Here is a 17,395-nt window from a genome sequence, read left to right on the forward strand (position 1 = left end):
TTCGACGACAATGGTAGCGATACCAATTGTCACCGTCAATCGTTTTTATTTAGGTGTTTCCACTAGGCCAAGCATTTTTTTGCCGGTAAAACCACATTTGGAAAATGGCTATTGAACCGTTGCTACGCTAGCCTTTCGCACTGGAAAGTCTCGTACTGAAAAACCCTGTGCCTGCATCAAAATCGAATATCTATTGGATTTTTTCCCCGCTTGAGGCTTACAATGGTACCGCTACCAATTTACCGCTAGACGAACCAGGAGATCAGGATGTCCGCTGCTCATCCAGAACCACTGACCATCATGATGCACAGCCGCGACAATGTCGCCATCGTGGCCAATGACGGCGGGCTGCCCGCCGGCACCATATTGCCATCGGGCCTGGTCCTGCGCAACGGTGTTCCGCAAGGCCACAAGGTGGCCCTGGCCGATATCCCGGCCGGCGGCGAAGTCTTGCGCTACGGCATCCCCATCGGCTATGCCATCGAGCCCATCCTGGCGGGCAGTTGGATCAACGAGCGCTTGCTGAAAATGCCCGAAGCCCGCGAGCTAGACGGCCTGCCCATCGCCACGGTCAAGCACCCCGCTCCGGAAGCGCTGGCCGGCTACACCTTCGAGGGCTACCGGAACCGGGACGGATCCGTGGGCACACGCAACATACTGGCCATTACGCAAACCGTGCAGTGCGTTGCCGGTGTCACCGCCTTTGCCGTGCAGCGCATCAAAGCGGAACTGCTGCCACGCTATCCCAATGTGGACGACGTCGTGGCGCTGGAGCACAGCTACGGCTGCGGTGTGGCCATCGATGCGCCCGACGCCGTCGTGCCCATTCGGACCTTGCGCAACATCAGCCTGAACCCCAACTTCGGCGGGGAAGTCATGGTGGTGAGCCTGGGCTGCGAAAAGCTGCAGCCCGAGCGTCTGCTGCCCCCCGGCGTCGTGCCGCGCATCGAAGCCAACGCCGTTTCCAGGCAGAAGGACGAGGCGGACACGCTGGACGTGGTGTGCCTGCAAAACGAGGACCACGTGGGCTTCATGTCCATGGTCGAATCCATCATGCGCCAGGCCGAGGGCCACCTTCGGCGCCTGAACGTCCGCCAGCGGGAAACCGTACCCGCCAGCGAGCTGGTGGTGGGCGTGCAGTGCGGCGGCAGCGACGCGTTCTCGGGCGTCACGGCCAACCCCGCCGTCGGTTTCTGTACCGACCTGCTGGTTCGCGCGGGCGCCAGCGTGGTGTTTTCCGAGACCACCGAAGTACGCGACGGAATCGCCCAGTTGACCGCCCGGGCGACCTCGCCGGAAGTGGCCGAAGCCATGATCCGCGAGATGTCCTGGTACGACGCTTATCTGAAGCGCGGCAGCGTGAACCGCAGCGCCAACACCACGCCCGGCAATAAGAAGGGCGGGCTGTCCAACATCGTCGAGAAAGCCATGGGGTCCATCGTCAAATCAGGATCGGCGCCGATCTCCGGCGTGCTCGCCCCCGGCGAAAAGCTGCAAGCCAAGGGCCTGACCTTTGCCGCCACCCCGGCAAGCGACTTCATTTGCGGCACGCTGCAGCTTGCCGCTGGCATGAATCTTCATGTGTTCACCACGGGCCGGGGAACGCCGTACGGCCTGGCGGAGTGCCCTGTCATCAAGGTGGCGACGCGCAGCGACCTGGCTCGCCGCTGGCACGACCTGATGGACGTCAACGCCGGCCGGATCGCGGATGGCTCGGCCAGCATAGAGGACGTGGGCTGGGAACTGTTCCACTTGATGCTGGACGTGGCCAGCGGCCGCAAGAAGACCTGGGCCGAACACTGGAAGCTGGCGAACGCGCTGGTGCTGTTCAACCCGGCGCCGGTGACCTGAACCGCCTGAACCAAGCGCCGCGACGTCAGGCCGGCGCGCTGGCGCCGTCTCGCGCCCGGGCCGCCAGCCAGCGCGCCGCGCCCTGCCCCGCCGCCATGCCGCTGGCGAAACAGGCGGTCAGCAGATAGCCGCCGGTGGGCGCTTCCCAATCCAGCATCTCGCCGGCGCAGAACACGCCCGGCACGGCCCGCAGCATGGAGTCGGCGGTCAGCTCGTCGAAACGCACACCGCCCGCCGTGCTGATGGCCTCGTCCAGGGGCCGCATGCCGGTCAAGCGCAAGGGCAGGCGCTTGATGGCCGCCGCCAAGGCTTCGGGCCGGTCAAATATGTCTTTGGGCAGGCATGCGCGCAACAAACCCGCCTTGGCCCCGCGCAAGCCCAGCCGCCCTGCCAAATGGCTGGACCAGGATCGTGATCCGCGCGGCCGTCCGACTTCATCCCTCACCCTGTCCGGGCTGTGGCCGGGCAGCAGATCGATGTGCAGCACGGCGCTACCCTGGGCCAGCAAGGCCTCGCGCAGCGCTGCGGACCAGGCGTAGATCAGGCCGCCTTCGATGCCGTCCGCCGTTACCATGCATTCGCCCGCCTTCATGGCCAGGCCCGGCGGCGCCGCGGCAATGGACTTGAGCGGCTGGCCGGCAAAGCGCTCGGAGAAATGCGGGTCCCAATCGGCCAGAAAGCCGCCATTGGCCGGCCGGAAGGGAGCCACCGCGATGCCCCGCTCTTCGAATATTCCCCGCCAGGCGCCATCCGAACCCAGGCGCGCCCAACTGGCCCCGCCCAGCGCCAGCACCACCGCATCCGCGCGGCGCTTGAGTTCGCCTTCGGGCGTTTCAAAACGACATGATCCATCTTCGGCCCAGCCCCGCCACACATGGCGCGCATGCAGCGCCACGCCATCGGCCCTCAGCCTTTGCAGCCATTTGCGCAACAAGGGCGCCGCTTTCATTTCCGCCGGAAAGACGCGGCCCGACGAGCCAATAAAGGTTTCCACGCCCAGTTCCAGCGCCCACGCACGCAAGCCCTGCGCATCCAGCAGATCCAGCCAGGACGCGACCTGCCCGGCTCGGTCGCCGAAGCGGGAGCGGAACATAGCGGCAGGCTCGCTATGGGTCAGGTTCAGGCCGCCGCGCCCGGCCAGCAGGAATTTGCGACCGACGGAAGGCATGGCATCGTAGACGTCGACGCGCAGGCCGGCACGCGCCAGGGTTTCGGCCGCCATCAAACCCGCGGGGCCAGCGCCGATAACGGCTACGGAAGGAAAAGACATGGGGATCAAAGAAAGGCCAAGCGCGGGGCTACCCGGAAAATCGTACGGTAGCACAAAGCGCCAGGGCCGCGGACAGGATGTCTTCTTGTAAACGAACAGCCGACCGGCTACCATTTGCCCAAAATTCGGTTGCCCGCAAGGCTGCCGCCACATACACAAAGGAGGTAGCCATGGCTACGATAGATCGCCGTAATTTTCTTAAATTGGCAGCAGCCTCGGGGCTGGTGAACGTGCCCGGCGCATTCGCTCCGGCTTTTGCGGCCGATCCATACGCGCTGGCCAAGCAGCAGGGCAAGGCCGTGTTCTACGCCAACATCACCGCCGTTTCCCCCATCATGAAGGCCTTCGAGCAGGAAACCGGCGTCAAGGGCGAGTACACCCGCACCTCGAGTTCGAAATTCCTGCCCACCATCCTTACCGAGTTCAATGCCGGCAAGCTGCTGGCCGACGTCGTCCAGGCGCCGCTGCCCATGCTGGAAATCCTGAAGGAAAAAGGCGTGCTGGCCCCCTACCGCTCGCCCTCGACGGCGGGCTACCCCGAATGGGCCACCAAGGACGAGCACATCACGATGTTCGGCATCGAATATGTCTCTTACCTGTACAACACCGACCACGTGAAGCCGGCTGACGCGCCGCAGCGTTACGAAGACCTGGCCGACCCCAAATGGAAGAACAAGATCGTGATGGCCGATCCGGCCACGCACGCCTCGACCATTGCCTGGTTGCTGGGCTTGAAAGAGCAGGTGTTCAAGTCCGAAGACGAGTGGATGAAGTTCCTGAAGGCCCTGGCGGCCAACCGGCCCATGTTCGTGGCCTCGTTCGGTCCCACGCCAGCCCCCATCGAAAGCGGCGAGAAGCTGATCGGCATCTCCATGCCCAAATACGTCGTGACCAAGGCGCCCGCGCCGCTGGCCTGGGCGCCGCAATCGGGCCAGCCTTTGCTCGGCACGGCGCGCGCCATCGCCATCACCTCCAAGGCCCCGCACCCCGATGCGGCCCGCGCCTTCATCGACTACTGGCTGTCCAGGCAAGCCATGGGCCTGCTGGCCAAGGACGTGGGCGAGTACGTGCTGGCCAAGGACGTGTTCCCGCCAGTTCCTGGCATAGACAAAGCCAAGGTCCTGCCCGTGCGCGACCTGGATGACGCTGAGTTGCAAAAGTGGGGTCGCGAGTTCGGCAAGATTTTCGCCGCCAAGTAAATCATGGAAATACGCATACAAGGGCTCACCAAGCATTACGTCTCCGAGGGAAAAACGGTCAAGGCGCTGGACAACGTCGACTTGACCATACCCGCCAACACCATTTTCACACTGCTCGGGCCCAGCGGCTGTGGCAAGACCACGCTGCTGCGCTGCATCGTGGGGCTGGAAACCCCCGACGACGGTGAAATATCCATAGGCGGCGAAATCGTCTGGTCCAAAGCCCGCGGCATCGCCGTTCCCACCGAGAAGCGCGGCTTGGGCATGGTGTTCCAGACCTACGCCATCTGGCCCCACATGAGCGTCTTCGACAATGTGGCCTACCCCTTGCAGATACGCGGCGAAAGTAAGGACGAGATCAAGCGCAAGGTGGCTCAAACCCTGCGTTTCGTCCAGCTGGAAGGCGTCGAGAACCGGTCCGCCACCAAGCTGTCCGGCGGCCAGCAGCAGCGGGTGGCGCTGGCCAGGGCCCTGGTCGCCGAGCCCAAGGTCATCCTGTTCGACGAACCCCTTAGCAACCTGGACGCCAAGCTGCGCGAGGAAACACGCAAGGAACTGCGCAGCTTCATGGGCTCGCTGGGCATCACGGCGGTCTACGTCACCCACGACAGGGTGGAAGCCCTGGCCCTTTCTGACTCCATCGCGGTGATGCAGGCCGGGCACATCGTGGAGATCGGCTCACCCCAGAAAATATATTTCGACGCCGACCACCGTTATGTGGCCGATTTCATCGGGCGCGCCAACCTGATCGCGGCCCGCGTGGTCGGCCAGGACGGCGACCTGACCCTGGTTGAATCCGGCCTGGGTCCCATTGCCAGCCAGCACCGCAGCCTGCCCACGGGCAGCGAAGTCACCTTGTGCATACGGCCTGAATTCATACGCATCGACGGCAGCAGCCAGGCCGGCGCCGGCCGCAACGCGATCAGCGGCACAATAGAATCGCTGGAATTCATCGGCGAAGTCTACGAAGCCCAGATACGCGTGGGCAATGAACGCCTGCTGGCAAGAATCGACCCCGACATCCCCGTCAAGGAAGGCGACACCGTCAGCGTCAACCTGAATCCCGCACACTGCCTGCTCGTCTCGGCCTGACCGGAAACATGAATCAATCACGCCCCAAACTAACCTGGTCGCTGATCGTCATCGTTGGATTCCTGACGCTTTGCCCCGTGCTGATGCTGCTGCTGGGCAGCTTCTCGCAAGGGCTGACGGCTTTCGGATCGTTCACGCTCAGCAAGTACGTCGCCGCCTACACCGACCCCTTCCTGCTTGAAGTCTCGGTCAACACGCTTATCTTCGTGGTCGGCTCATCCTTGTTCTCAACCGGGCTGGCGCTGGTGCTGGCCTACTTGAACACGCGCACCGACATCCCCTGCAAGTCGGCGTTCACCGTGCTGTCCATCGTCCCGATGATGATCCCGCACTTGCTGTTCGCGGTCAGTTGGGCGCTATTGCTGAACCCATCCAACGGCCTGCTCAATACCCTGCTGGTGAACACCTTCGGGCTGGACGAGGCGCCCTTCAACATCTATTCGCTGTGGGGCATGGTGCTGGTCGAGGGCCTGCTGAACATGCCCATCGCCTACCTGATCATCGCCCCGGCCATGGCGTCCTTCGACGTCGCCCTGGAAGAGTCGTCGCGGGTATTCGGGGCGGGTACCTGGCGCACCCTGGTCCGGGTCACCCTGCCGGTCCTGCGCCCCGCCATCCTGGCCGCCTTCATCCTGGCCGTGGTGCGCAGCCTGGCTTCCTACGCCGTTCCCCGGGTGCTGGGCATGCCGGGCCAGGTCGACGTATTGGCCACCTATCTGTACCAGATGGTGGCCACCGGGTTTACGCCGGACTACGGCAAGGCCGCCGCGCTGGGCATGAGCATACTCAGCGCCTCCATCGGGCTGATCGTGCTTTACCGGGCGCTGACCGCCGACAGCGGCAAGTACGTGACCGTGTCCGGACGCGGCTACCGCCCCACCGTCATCGAACTGAAGCGCGCCAGGACCCCGCTGTTCATCGGCATAGGCGCCCTTTCCTTCCTGATGGTCATACTGCCCGTGGCGGTGCTGCTGTATACCTCGCTGGTGCCCTATTCCATGGTGCCCAGCGCCCGCGCCTTCTCGCTGATGAGCCTCAAGCACTGGATCGAGGTCATCGAAGACCCGCTGTCGCAACTGGCCCTGAAGAACAGCGTATTCCTGGCGGTGGTCGGCGCCAGCCTGGGCGTCCTGCTGTCGGCCTTCGTCGCCTACGTCATCGTCAAGCTGCGGACGCGCGCGGCCGGCCTGCTGGAGTCGCTGAGCTTCCTGTCGTTTTCATTCCCGGGCATCGTCATCGGCATAGGCTTCATGTGGTTCTTCGTGCAGACGCCCTTGTATGCCACGCTGACCGCCTTGCTGCTGGCCTACATCGCCGCCTACCTGCCCTACGGGATACGGCCGCTGGCCAGCGCTTTCGTGCAGGTGCATGCCCACCTGGAAGAATCGTCGCTGGTTTGCGGGGCCTCCAACCTGACCACCATGCGCCGCATCATCGTGCCGCTGCTCATCCCCGGCGTGGTATCGGCCTGGATACTGATGGCGACGATGTTCGTGCGCGAACTGACCGTTTCCGTGGTGCTGTCGCGGCCCGGCAGCGAAGTGCTGGCGGTGCAGATACTAAGCTTCGCCGACGACGGGCTATGGGGCAAGCTGTCCGCCCTGGGCATCATCATGATCGTCATTTCCACAGGGCTGGTGCTGCTGGCCATGCTGGCGGGACGCAAGTTCAAGAGCATGCAAGGCGGCAACTAAAAGCAAAAAGCGCGCGGGGCAGGCATTGCCCCGCGCGCTTTTTCGATAAACGGCGAACCGCTTATTCGTTGACGGTGATGCCTTCCGCCTTGATGACGTCGCCCCACTTGCGGGTGTCCTCATCGATCAGTTTCTCAAACTCTTGCGGCGACGTGGGCGTGGCTTCCAGCCCGCTGGTCTGCACGTATTTCTGCACGGCGTCGCTGGCCAGGGCTGTCCGCAAGGCCTTGTTCAACTTGTCGATGGTCTCCGCTGGCGTCTTCTTGGGCGCGAACATGCCATACCAGTTATTGGCGTACACATTCTTGATGCCCAGCTCGTCGAAGGTGGGAACGTTCGGCAGCACGGCGGAGCGCTTGGCCGCGGCGATGGCGATAGGACGAACGCGATTGTCCTTGATGAAAGCCATCAGGCCAGAAATATCGCCGAAGAAGCCGCCCACCTGGCCGCCGACCGTATCCTTGATGGCGGGCGCCGCGCCCTTGTAGGGCACATGCAGGATATCCACCTTGGTGGCGATCTTAAGCAGCGAAATCGCCATATGTGGCATGCTGCCTATGCCCGAGGAAGACAGGGTCACGCTGCCCGGTTTGCTCTTGGCGGCGTCCAGGAACTCGCTTAGGGACTTGATGCTGCCCGAGCCGGGCACCACCAGGACTTCAGGCGTGGAAACCAGCATGGTCACCGGCTGCAGCTCTTTCTTGGGGTTGTAGACCAGCTTGGGATACAGGGGTGGGTTGATGGCGATGGCGCCCGCGGAGCTCAGGAACAAGGTGTGGCCGTCGGGCGTGGCGCGGCCGACATAGCTGGCCGCGATGGCGCCGTTACCGCCCGGCTTGTTCTCGACCACCACAGTGGACTGCAGCGTTTTTTCGAGTTCGGCCGCAACCACGCGGGCCAGCGTGTCGGCGGGCCCGCCCGCCGGGAAAGCCACCACCACCGTCGTGGGCGTGCTGGCCGAAGCCGCCGTGCCGGCCATACCCAGCACCAGCGCCAGGGCGCAGCGCTTGAACACGGTATTGTTGACTATGAACATAGATTATCTCCTTGATATCTCAGCTTCCCGCAATGCCTTGCGTGTTGACGTACAACGAATAAATTGACGTGCACGACGCCATGAACAAACGATTCCGGTGCTTGCCACCGAAACACAGATTCGCGCAGCGTTCGGGCAGCGCGATTTTTCCCAGCAATTCTCCTTCGGAAGAAAAGACGCGCACGCCGTCCAGCTCGGCCGTGCCCATGCCCCACCCGCACCACAGGTTTCCATGGATGTCCACGCGGAAACCGTCAGGCGTGCCCTCGCCGGCATCGAACAGCACGCGCTGTCCACTCAGGGATTTCCCGTCGGGCGACACATCGAAGGCCAGGATGTTGCGCGGCCTGGCCCGCGACTCCACCACGTACAAAATGCTTTCGTCGGGCGAGAATGCCAAACCGTTGGGGCCGTTGACAGCGTCCGCCACGACAGTGAGTTCACCGCTGTCGGGGTCCAGCCGATAGACGTAAGCGGGCAGTTCCTGCTCTGCCTTTTCACCCTGGTAATAGCCCACGATGCCGAACGGCGGGTCGGTGAACCAGATGGATCCGTCCGACTTGACGACCACGTCGTTGGGCGAATTCAGGCGCTTGCCCTGATACCGGTCGGCCAGCACGGTCACGGTGCCGTCGTGCTCGGTGCGCGTCAGGCGGCGCCCCAGGTGCTCGCAAGTAATCAAACGCCCCTGCCGGTCGCGGGTATTGCCGTTGGCATTGTTCGATGGCCCCCGATACACCTGGGTCTGGCCGGTGATTTCATCCCAGCGCAGCATGCGGTCGCTGGGCACGTCGCTGAACAACAGATAGCGTCCGTCGCCGAACCACACCGGGCCTTCGGCCCAGCGCGCGCCCGTGCTCAGTTTTTCAATGACGGCCAGCGGCAGGACCAGTTCGTGAAAGCGGGGGTCCAGCGCGATGATGCCGGGGTCCGGATAACGGGAAGAAAGATTAGCCGCAGCGTACACTCATGCCTCCGTCGACCACGATTTCGGTGCCGGTAATGAAGCGCGCTTCATCCGATGCCAGGAACAGCGCCGCATTGGCGGTGTCGATGCCGTCGCCCATGAAGGGCAAGGGAATGCGCGCCTGCCGCTGCGCCAGCAATTTCTGCACGTCGCCGCCCGCGCGCTGCCCGGCCAGCCGGGTCTCGACCATGGGGGTGTGCATCTGACCCGGGATGACGGTATTGCAGCGTATATTCTTGGGCGCGTATTCCACTGCCACCACGCGCGAGAACTGGATGACGCCGGCCTTGGAGCTGGCGTAGCCCACCTGCGCCGCTCCCGTCCAGCGTATGCCCGAGGTCGAGGACACATTGACGATAGCGCCTGTGCCCTGGCTTTCCATGACGGGCAGCACATGCTTGCAGCCCAGGAATACGCTTTTAAGATTGAAATCCAATTGCTGATCCCAGACCGTTTCGTCCAGATCGACGGGCCCACCGCGTCTTGATCCGCCCACGTTATTGACCAGGATATCGACCCGGCCATGGGCCTGGACGCAAGCTTGCACCATCTCGCGCACCGAGTCGCTGGAAGTCACGTCGGCCTGCCAGGTGTCGATGTGGCCGCCTGCCTCGCGTACCTTGCTGACGGTTTCCACCAAGGCCTCGGCCTTCAGGTCCACCGCAAAAACCTTTGCCCCTTCTTGCGCAAAGCGAAAGGCGATGGCCCGGCCATTGCCCCAGCCCGGGCCCACGCTGCCCGCGCCGGTAACGATGGCAACCTTGCCTTCTAAACGTCCAGCCATATCATGCTCCTGTCAGATCAGTTTTGATTATTGAGTTGCCGAGCTTCACCCTCGGGTGGTTGTATGTCGAACACGTTCAGTGTCATGGAGATCAGGGTGTAGTAGCCCGCCAAGCCCACCAGGTCGACCACCCCGTCCTGGCCCAGCGTATCCAGCGCACGCTGATACAGGGCATCAGGCACCTGGCGCGTCTCGACCAAGGCATGCACGAATTCGTAAACCACGTCTTCGTCCTGGCGATCCAGCACCGGCCTGTCCCCGCGGCGTATGCTTTCGGCCGCTTCGGGCGACAAGCCCGCCTTGAGCGCAATGGGGTGATGAGCCCACCATTCGAACTCCGATCCCCATAGTGCCGCCAGGGTCAGGATGGCAAGCTCGGACAGCCGCGGCTCCAGGCTGGAGTCGTAGCGGCAATACTGGCCCAGCGCCTGCGCATGCTCGGCCAGGCCAGGGCGATGCAGCCAGACGGCCAGCGGCCCGCGTACGCGCCCGCGCGGACCCGCCATGATGGCGTCGTAGACCCGGCGCTGGTGCTCGGACATATGTGCCGGATCGGGCGGCAATAATTTAGGCATATCAGTCTCCCTGTGGCGGCACGCGCTTGAACATGCTGCGTTTCGTATTCATGAAATTGGGCCGTACGCGCGAGCTCCATTCCGTCGCGCGCACCGCCAGCCAAGGCCCGGACCCGAAGGTCTCAAGGGCTTCCAGGTCGTAGGCGGCGTAGTACTTGGGCTCGGCTGGCTGCGCCAGATAGCGGCGCGCCCGCACGGTGCCGGGCACGGCGGCCAGGCCGGGCAGATGCTCGGTGGAATACCAATCGTTGAAATCCTGCTCGGCCTGGGGCTGGACGTCGGTTTCGACGATGTAGTGCCAGGGCGCGGGCCGGCCGGCCGCCTGGCCGGGCACGTCTTGGGTACAGCGCAATTCGATGACCTGCGCGGCGGGAGCTTGCACCGGCAAGCCCGCTCGCAGCGCCTGCCGGATGGCGTCTGCCGCCGTTACAGCCAGGGCTTCCGGAACGCTCAGATAGGCATAGGTCTCGGTACCCTGGACGGCATGGAAGACCTCCATGTCAAGCCCGTCCACGCCCAGGGCCGCCGGGCCGAGCAGGCTGCGCAGCTGTTCGTGGCGATAGGCCAGGCCGGCCAATTTCAATAAAAAAATGCTCATATTCCAACACCGTTCCGTGCTTGCATGCTTAGGCTTCGTCGAACCGATAAAGGGTTTGCGGATTCGACACCAATATTCTTTCCTGCTCCGCGCGCTGCGGGCATAGCTGGGTGAAGATATCCACCAGTTCGCCATCGTTCGGCATATCGCCGCGTACATTGGGATGCGGCCAATCGCTGCCCCACAGAAGCCTGTCGGCCATGGACTCCACCAGGGCTTGCACAAAGGGCCGGCCATCGTCGTAGGGTCGTCGGCCCGATGAGGATATGCGGTCTATGCCCGAGATCTTTACCCAGGCCTGGCGGTGATCGCGCAATGCGAGCAGCTCGCGAAAGAGCGCGCCGTCCACCCCGTCGACGGCGGCGACCCGGCCCATGTGGTCCAGCACGAAGGGGATGTCCAGTTGCTTCAAGAGGGGCAGCAGCGAGGGCAAGGATTGCCGGTCGCTGTGTATGCAAAGGTGCCAGCCGAAGGGAGCGATCAAGCGGGCCATTTCCCGCACTTCGCTCCAGGCCACGTTTTTCAAATGCGCCACGAAATTGAAGCGCACGCCGCGTACGCCGGCCGCATCCAGGCGCTTTACCTCGGCCGCCGTCGCCGTGGACGGCAGCAGCGCCACGGCGCGATACTGCCCGTGCCCCTTGGCCAAGGCATCCAGCACGGCCGACATGTCGTAGCCATGACAGCCTGGCTGCACGATCACGCCGCGCGAGATGCCCAACTTGCGATGCAAAGCGCGCAAGGCCTCGAAGGGGGCGTCGGGCGGCGTATAGGTTCGATCCGGCGCGTACGGGAACACCGCCGCGGGCCCGAAGATATGGGTATGCGCATCGCAGGCCAGGGCGGGCGGACGCTGCGCCGGTGCGGCAACCTGGTCCAGCGGCAAAGGCGGCAGGCAATCCGCCGATACGGTAGTTTCTTGTTTCATGGGTGCATCATGCCCCGCCGCCGCCCCGGGCACAATATCGCGAACCTGACTTCAGATATAGAAAAATCCTATATCATGACGGTATGAACCTCAAACAGATCCACTATTTCATCGTCGTATGCGAACAGCGCAGCTTTTCGCGGGCGGTGGATATTCTGGATGTGGCCCAGCCCTCCATCAGCCGCCAGGTCCAATTACTGGAATCCGAACTGCAACAGCATCTGTTGCGGCGCACCGGCCGAGGTGTGGAGCCGACTGAGGCCGGCTTGCGCTTCCTGAGCCACGCCAAATCCATCCACGCACTGGCCATCCATGCCAAGCAGGATCTGCTGGCCTTCCGCTCGTCCATGCAGGGCAAGGTCAGGCTGGGCATGCCGCCGCGCATCGCACGGCGCCTGACGCCGCACATCGTGCAGCAATTCCGCCTGATGTTTCCGGACTCCTCCATCACCATCGCGGAAGGCCTGAGCACGGAAATGCGCGAATGGCTGATCAAGGACAGGGTGGACCTGGCCCTGCTGTACGAGCCGCCGCCATCGGTACTGATGGTTTGCGAAACCATTTACCGCGAGGAACTGGTGCTGGCCTACCCCCGCGGGCTGCGGCCCGTGCCGCCTCGCAAGGTGAAGGTGGCCAACCTGGCCCGCTATCCGCTGGTCCTGCCCAGTGCGCCCAACACCATACGCGCCCTGGTGGACGACACCTGCCGCGACCTGAATGTGGAGTTGAGCGTGGTGGCCGAAGTGGACGTGGTGCACTCCATACTGGAAACGACCGCGCGCGGAAATATGTTTACCGTGATCCCGCGCTCGGCCATCACCGACCACGCGGGGCACGACGAGTTGAGCTATTCGCAGATCGTCGAGCCGACGATACGGAACAACCTGGCCCTGGCGCTGCCGACGGACGGCTCAAGCTCGAAGCTGGCCATCGCCACCGCCGACATCATACGCGGCCTGAACATTGCCGAGCATATGCACTGATCGCCGGTTCAATGCGCGAAATACAACTCGTGCAGGCGCTCCATATCGACATCGGCGGCACGCTCCGATAGCGCGACCTTGCCGCCTTGCAGCAGGTACACATGGTCGGCCACGCCGACCGCCCTGTGTGTGCTTTGCTCCACCAGGATGATGGTCCTCCCCTCTTCCTTCAGCCTGGCCAGAGTCTGGAACAATTCATTCACGATGACGGGAGCCAGGCCCAGGGACGGTTCGTCGATGATCAGCACGCGCGGATCGGCCATCAGCCCCCGGCCCATGGCCAGCATCTGCGCTTCGCCGCCGGACAGTGTGCCGGCGAGCTGGTTGCGCCGTTCGCGCAAGCGCGGGAACATTTCGTAAGCCTTCTCGCACTGGCGGCGCGAGCCGGCGCGGTGCCTTTTGGTGAAGGCGCCGAGCATCAGGTTTTCTTCTATGGTCATGTCCTTGAAGATCATCCGGCCTTCGGGAATCATGACCATGCCCAGGTCGGGCATCTTCCAGGTGGGCGTGCCGGCCAGCGCCTTGCCATCCAGGCGCACCGAGCCTTGAGCCAAGGGCACCAGCCCCATGATGGCGCGCAGCAAGGTGGTCTTGCCGGCGCCGTTGGGGCCGATGATGGTGGTCAGTTCGCTGGGGCGTATGGACACCGAGACGTCCCAAAGAATATTGATCGAACCATATCCGGCGCGTATGCCTTCGACTTCTATCATGCCTGGCCTCCGGTATAGCTGCGCACGACCTCGGGATCGCTGAACACCTCGTCGGGCGTGCCCAGCGCGATCAGGCGACCGAAATCCAGGGCCGCGACCCGGTCGCATAGCTGGCTGATGGTCTCGATGTCGTGCTCGATGATCAGTATGCCCACGTCGAATTCCTTATGCAGCTCTCGCAGCATATTCATGAAGCGCCGCTTGCCGCTGGTTTCCAGCCCCGCCAGCACTTCGTCCAGCAACAACAGCTTGGGATCGGTGCACAAGGCCTTGGCGATTTCCAGCGCCTTCAGTTCGGTCAAAGCCAGCTCGGTGGCGGCATTGCGGTCGGCTCGGCCGCCCAGCTTAGTGAAATCCAACACCTGCTCGATGCGCGCGTCGTCGACGCGGCCTGTTGCAAAGCGTTGGGCCACGATCAGGTTCTCGCGCACGGTCAGTTCGTGCAAGGGCTGCGGTATCTGGAAAGTGCGGCCTATGCCCATGCGTGCCCGCCGGTGCAGGGGCATGGAAGCCAGGTCGACCGTATCGAAAGCAATACGGCCGGCCGATGGCCGCACCAGGCCGGACACCGCGTTGAACAGGGTGGTCTTGCCGGCGCCGTTGGGCCCCACTAGGCCAAGGACCTCGTCGCGCCCGGCCGACAGCGTCACGGCATCCACCGCCGTCAGGCCGCCGAAACGCACCGTCAGAGCATCAAGCTGCAGCATGCTTTCTCCTGGCTGGCTTGCGCAGCAGGGGGAGCAAACCGCGCGGACTGAAGATGATCATGGCCACCAGCAGGCCCCCCAGTATCAACTGATGCCCGGACGGAATCAGGCTTTTGAACACCAATTGATCGACCAGGTAGACGGTCAGCGCCCCGGCCACAGGCCCCCACAGCGTGCGGTAGCCGCCGAAGATGGCCGCGATGATGGGCAGGGTGATCCAGACGCCGTTGAAGGCATAATCCGGTTCGAGGAAACTGATGTAATGAACGTTGAACGCGCCGACCACTCCGGTCATGAAGGCCGAAACGAAAAGCATCAGGGCCTTGAGCAGGATGCTGTTCACGCCGATGACGCGGGTGGCGTCCTCGCTGTCGTGCATGGCGCGCAGCGCCAGGCCGTAATGGCTGGAACGTATGGTGCGATAGCACAGCACGAATATCACCAGAATCGAAAGAATGATCAGGTAACTGCCCACCTTGCCCGCCAGGTCAAGGCCGAAGATATCGGGAAAGCGGGGGATGCTGGACAAGCCGCCCGAACCGCCGGTGACCGACGACCATTCCGTTGCGACGATCTTGAAGATGTGGGCATAGGCCAATATGGCCAGCGCAAAGTACGGCCCGCGCAGGCGCAATACCGGCAGCATGACCACCGACACCACCACCGCCCCCAGGCCGCCCAGCACCAGGCCGGCCATGACGGGCACGCCCGCCTCCATGGTAAGAATGGCCGACACATAGGCGCCGACGCCGAAAAAGGCCGAATGGCCAAAGCTGACCATGCCGCCCAGATTGCCCAGCAATGCCCAGGCCAGCGCAACTCCCCCAATGACCAGTGCGGCGATGATCAGGCTCATGACATAGTTGTTGCCGCCCAGCAGCAGCGGCACGCCGATGTAAGCCAGCAGAGCCGCCGCCAGCGCCAGTTTGCCTGTTTTCATCCCCGCCTCCCCGCCGCGCCGAACAAGCCGTTGGGCAGCACGAACAACACCAATAGAAACAACAGCATGCCGACCAATTCCTGCAGGGCGGAGCTGGCCAGGGTAATGGTCAGCGCTTCCGTGATTCCCAGCAGCAAGGCGCCCACCAGCACGCCCGGAATCGAACCGATGCCGGCAAGCACCGTAATGATGAAAGCCTTGATGGTCAGCACATGGCCCAGCGAGGGTTGGATCACGCCATAGCTGAATATGGCCACGCCCGCGAACGATGCCAGGATTCCGGCGATCAAAAAGGACACCAGCTCGGTGCGGCGTGGGTTGATGCCCATGAGCCGCGCCGCATCGCGATTGCCGGCCACCGCGCGCACCGCCCTGCCGTACCAGCTGCGCGACAGCCACCACCACAGCACGCCCATGAGCAGCACGCTGACCAGGAAGAACACCGGTTCGCTGCGCATGCTGTACAAGGGTCCCACCACGACGGCCTCTTGCAGCCAGGCCGACGAGGTGGACTTGATGTCGGCCGACCAGATCAGCAAGATGGCATTGGTCAGGATGACCCCTATGCCGTAGGTCAGGATCAGCGAATTGAGCTCCCGGTCGGTCTTGATGAGATCGACCAGGTAATACATGATCAGCGCGGACAGGCAGACGATGACCAGGGCGACCGGGATGGCGAAGACCGGATTCAAGCCCAGCGACGACTCGACGCTGTACGCGATATAGGCCGCCAGCAGCACCAGTTCGCCGTGCGCCAGGTTGATGACCTTCATCGTGCCGAACACCAGCGCCAGGCCCAGCGCGATCAGGGCGTAGGATCCGCCCTGAAGCACGCCGGAGTACAGCGCCTGAAGGATAAGTTCCGTCATGGATGCATGCCGTGTCTTTACCAGGGAACGCCCGGATACTGCATGGGCGCCGTCGCGGCATCTGCCGGCCAGACGATCTCGATCTTGTCACCCTGGTGCTGGCCCATGTGATGGACGAAATTAAGATTGTCACCCTTGGTGAACTGCACCCGGCCTATCAGCGTGTTGCGGTCGGTCCTGGCCATTTCCTCTGCAATGCCGCCGTTCTTGATGGTGCCCTTGTCCGCCGCCCGCGCAATCGCCTCGAACAGCAGCATGGACTGCACGTAGCCGAACTGGCCCAGGTAGTCGGGGTCTTTCTTGTACAGCTTTTTGTAGGCATCGTAGAAGGCCTTGCCCTCTTCCGTCTTGAACTGGGTCGGATAGGGCAGCAAGGCCGTGCCGTACACCTTGGGCATCAGGTCGGGGAAGTCGCTGGCCATCTTGGGCGTGGCCAGCGACCACACGCCTATCATCGCCTTGACGTCGGGCTTCAACACTTTGGCCGCGCGCAGGATGCCGACGTAGTCGTTCTCGTAGCCGACCATGAGTATGACTTCGGACTTGTCGCGCAGGCGCACCTTGTTGACGATGGGCTTGAAGTCGGAAATGCCTGGATCGAAGGGGTGCATGCCAACCTTGAAGCCTTTGGCGGCCAGGTCCTTTTGCACGTCCTCGGCCAGGTGCGCGGTGGCTTCCTTGGTGGAATAGATGACCGAGGCCGACTTGACCTTCATGTCGTCCAGCACGCCCACCATGGCCTTCTGGTAGCCGGCGGTGTTGTTGATGCGGAAGAAGGTCTTGTAGCCGCGCTGGACCAGCCCGTTGTCCACGCCGCCGGAGGTAATGTAGGTAAGCCCCAGCTTGTTGGCCGCATCGGAGGCCGGGCCGATGTTGTTCGAGCCGTAGCCGCCGGTAAAGGCCACCACGCCTTGTGAGGCCAGCTTCTCGACGGCGGCGATGGCCTTGGCCGGCGACGATTCATCGTCTTGCGTCAACACCTTGATGGTGTGCTTGCCATTGGTCTTGTTGAATACCTCGACCGCCACGGCGATGCCTTCGTGCATGCCGGTACCCACGCGGGCCAGCGCCCCGGTCAAGGGCTCCTGCTCGCCCACCATGAATTCCTCGGCCAAGGCGTTGGTGCCGCTCAGGGACATCGCCAGAACGGCCAGTCCTATGCTTGTGTATCGCTTTTTCATTGTCTCTATCC

The 17,395-nt window shown here is 63.2% G+C and carries 17 protein-coding genes; 5 read left to right on the forward strand and 12 right to left on the reverse strand.

The window, feature by feature from the left end; genetic code table 11:
* Positions 1–267 precede the first annotated feature (267 nt).
* Complete coding sequence (gene garD / locus V0R37_RS17060) at positions 268–1,851, forward strand: galactarate dehydratase (protein ID WP_420375659.1); 1,584 nt, start codon at positions 268–270, stop codon at positions 1,849–1,851.
* A 25-nt stretch (positions 1,852–1,876) separates the two neighbouring features.
* Here the strand turns inward: garD and V0R37_RS17065 are convergent, their stop codons facing one another.
* On the reverse strand, positions 1,877–3,121 hold the full coding sequence (locus V0R37_RS17065; protein ID WP_420375660.1) for a TIGR03862 family flavoprotein: 1,245 nt from the start codon (positions 3,119–3,121) through the stop codon (positions 1,877–1,879).
* Between the two features lie 170 nt (positions 3,122–3,291).
* Here V0R37_RS17065 and V0R37_RS17070 point away from each other — a divergent pair, with 170 nt between their 5' ends.
* Genes V0R37_RS17070 through V0R37_RS17080 form a run of 3 tightly spaced genes read left to right on the forward strand, consistent with a single transcriptional unit; the run spans position 3,292 to position 7,106 of the window.
* A complete protein-coding gene (locus V0R37_RS17070; protein ID WP_420375661.1) occupies positions 3,292–4,320 on the forward strand; it encodes an ABC transporter substrate-binding protein in 1,029 nt (342 codons plus the stop codon).
* 3 nt (positions 4,321–4,323) lie between these two features.
* The gene (locus V0R37_RS17075; RefSeq protein WP_420375662.1) at positions 4,324–5,412 is read left to right on the forward strand and encodes an ABC transporter ATP-binding protein; all 1,089 of its coding nucleotides are present in this window, start codon (positions 4,324–4,326) and stop codon (positions 5,410–5,412) included.
* 8 nt (positions 5,413–5,420) lie between these two features.
* Positions 5,421–7,106: an ABC transporter permease gene (locus tag V0R37_RS17080; protein ID WP_420375663.1), complete on the forward strand. Its 1,686-nt coding sequence runs from the start codon at positions 5,421–5,423 to the stop codon at positions 7,104–7,106.
* A 61-nt stretch (positions 7,107–7,167) separates the two neighbouring features.
* Here V0R37_RS17080 and V0R37_RS17085 read toward each other — a convergent pair whose 3' ends face one another.
* From V0R37_RS17085 to V0R37_RS17110, 6 genes are read right to left on the reverse strand one after another with little or no spacing between them, the layout of a single operon-like run.
* Complete coding sequence (locus V0R37_RS17085) at positions 7,168–8,142, reverse strand: Bug family tripartite tricarboxylate transporter substrate binding protein (protein ID WP_420375664.1); 975 nt, start codon at positions 8,140–8,142, stop codon at positions 7,168–7,170.
* Positions 8,143–8,161: 19 nt separating this feature from the next.
* Positions 8,162–9,109, reverse strand: coding sequence for an SMP-30/gluconolactonase/LRE family protein (locus V0R37_RS17090; protein WP_420375665.1), 948 nt, complete (start codon positions 9,107–9,109; stop codon positions 8,162–8,164).
* Positions 9,093–9,893: an SDR family NAD(P)-dependent oxidoreductase gene (locus V0R37_RS17095; protein ID WP_420375666.1), complete on the reverse strand. Its 801-nt coding sequence runs from the start codon at positions 9,891–9,893 to the stop codon at positions 9,093–9,095. The genes V0R37_RS17090 and V0R37_RS17095 overlap by 17 nt, the downstream gene beginning before the upstream one ends.
* 17 nt (positions 9,894–9,910) lie before the next feature.
* Positions 9,911–10,468 (reverse strand): carboxymuconolactone decarboxylase family protein, encoded by a 558-nt coding sequence (locus V0R37_RS17100; RefSeq protein WP_420375667.1) that lies wholly within the window; start codon positions 10,466–10,468, stop codon positions 9,911–9,913.
* A 1-nt stretch (position 10,469) separates the two neighbouring features.
* The gene (locus V0R37_RS17105; RefSeq protein ID WP_420375668.1) at positions 10,470–11,066 is read right to left on the reverse strand and encodes a hypothetical protein; all 597 of its coding nucleotides are present in this window, start codon (positions 11,064–11,066) and stop codon (positions 10,470–10,472) included.
* 28 nt (positions 11,067–11,094) lie between these two features.
* A complete protein-coding gene (locus V0R37_RS17110) occupies positions 11,095–11,994 on the reverse strand; it encodes an amidohydrolase family protein (RefSeq protein WP_420375669.1) in 900 nt (299 codons plus the stop codon).
* 83 nt (positions 11,995–12,077) lie between these two features.
* Between V0R37_RS17110 and V0R37_RS17115 the strand changes: the two genes are divergently transcribed.
* Positions 12,078–12,977 carry a LysR family transcriptional regulator gene (locus V0R37_RS17115; protein WP_420375670.1) on the forward strand — a complete coding sequence of 300 codons (900 nt, stop codon included), beginning with the start codon at positions 12,078–12,080 and terminating at the stop codon, positions 12,975–12,977.
* Positions 12,978–12,985: 8 nt separating this feature from the next.
* On the opposite strand, the gene V0R37_RS17120 is transcribed toward V0R37_RS17115, so the two are convergent.
* Genes V0R37_RS17120 through V0R37_RS17140 form a run of 5 tightly spaced genes read right to left on the reverse strand, consistent with a single transcriptional unit; the run spans position 12,986 to position 17,384 of the window.
* Positions 12,986–13,687 carry an ABC transporter ATP-binding protein gene (locus V0R37_RS17120; protein WP_420375671.1) on the reverse strand — a complete coding sequence of 234 codons (702 nt, stop codon included), beginning with the start codon at positions 13,685–13,687 and terminating at the stop codon, positions 12,986–12,988.
* Positions 13,684–14,394: an ABC transporter ATP-binding protein gene (locus tag V0R37_RS17125; RefSeq protein ID WP_420375672.1), complete on the reverse strand. Its 711-nt coding sequence runs from the start codon at positions 14,392–14,394 to the stop codon at positions 13,684–13,686. Before V0R37_RS17125 ends, V0R37_RS17120 begins: the two co-directional genes overlap by 4 nt.
* Entirely contained in the window at positions 14,381–15,334 is a 954-nt protein-coding gene (locus V0R37_RS17130) for a branched-chain amino acid ABC transporter permease (RefSeq protein WP_420375673.1), read from the reverse strand. Before V0R37_RS17130 ends, V0R37_RS17125 begins: the two co-directional genes overlap by 14 nt.
* Complete coding sequence (locus tag V0R37_RS17135) at positions 15,331–16,203, reverse strand: branched-chain amino acid ABC transporter permease (RefSeq protein ID WP_420375674.1); 873 nt, start codon at positions 16,201–16,203, stop codon at positions 15,331–15,333. Before V0R37_RS17135 ends, V0R37_RS17130 begins: the two co-directional genes overlap by 4 nt.
* Positions 16,204–16,220: 17 nt before the next feature.
* Complete coding sequence (locus tag V0R37_RS17140) at positions 16,221–17,384, reverse strand: ABC transporter substrate-binding protein (RefSeq protein ID WP_420375675.1); 1,164 nt, start codon at positions 17,382–17,384, stop codon at positions 16,221–16,223.
* Between the last annotated feature and the right edge of the window lie 11 nt (positions 17,385–17,395).

This window comes from Pollutimonas rozaliensis, assembly GCF_048751585.1.
In the GTDB taxonomy this organism is placed as follows: domain Bacteria; phylum Pseudomonadota; class Gammaproteobacteria; order Burkholderiales; family Burkholderiaceae_B.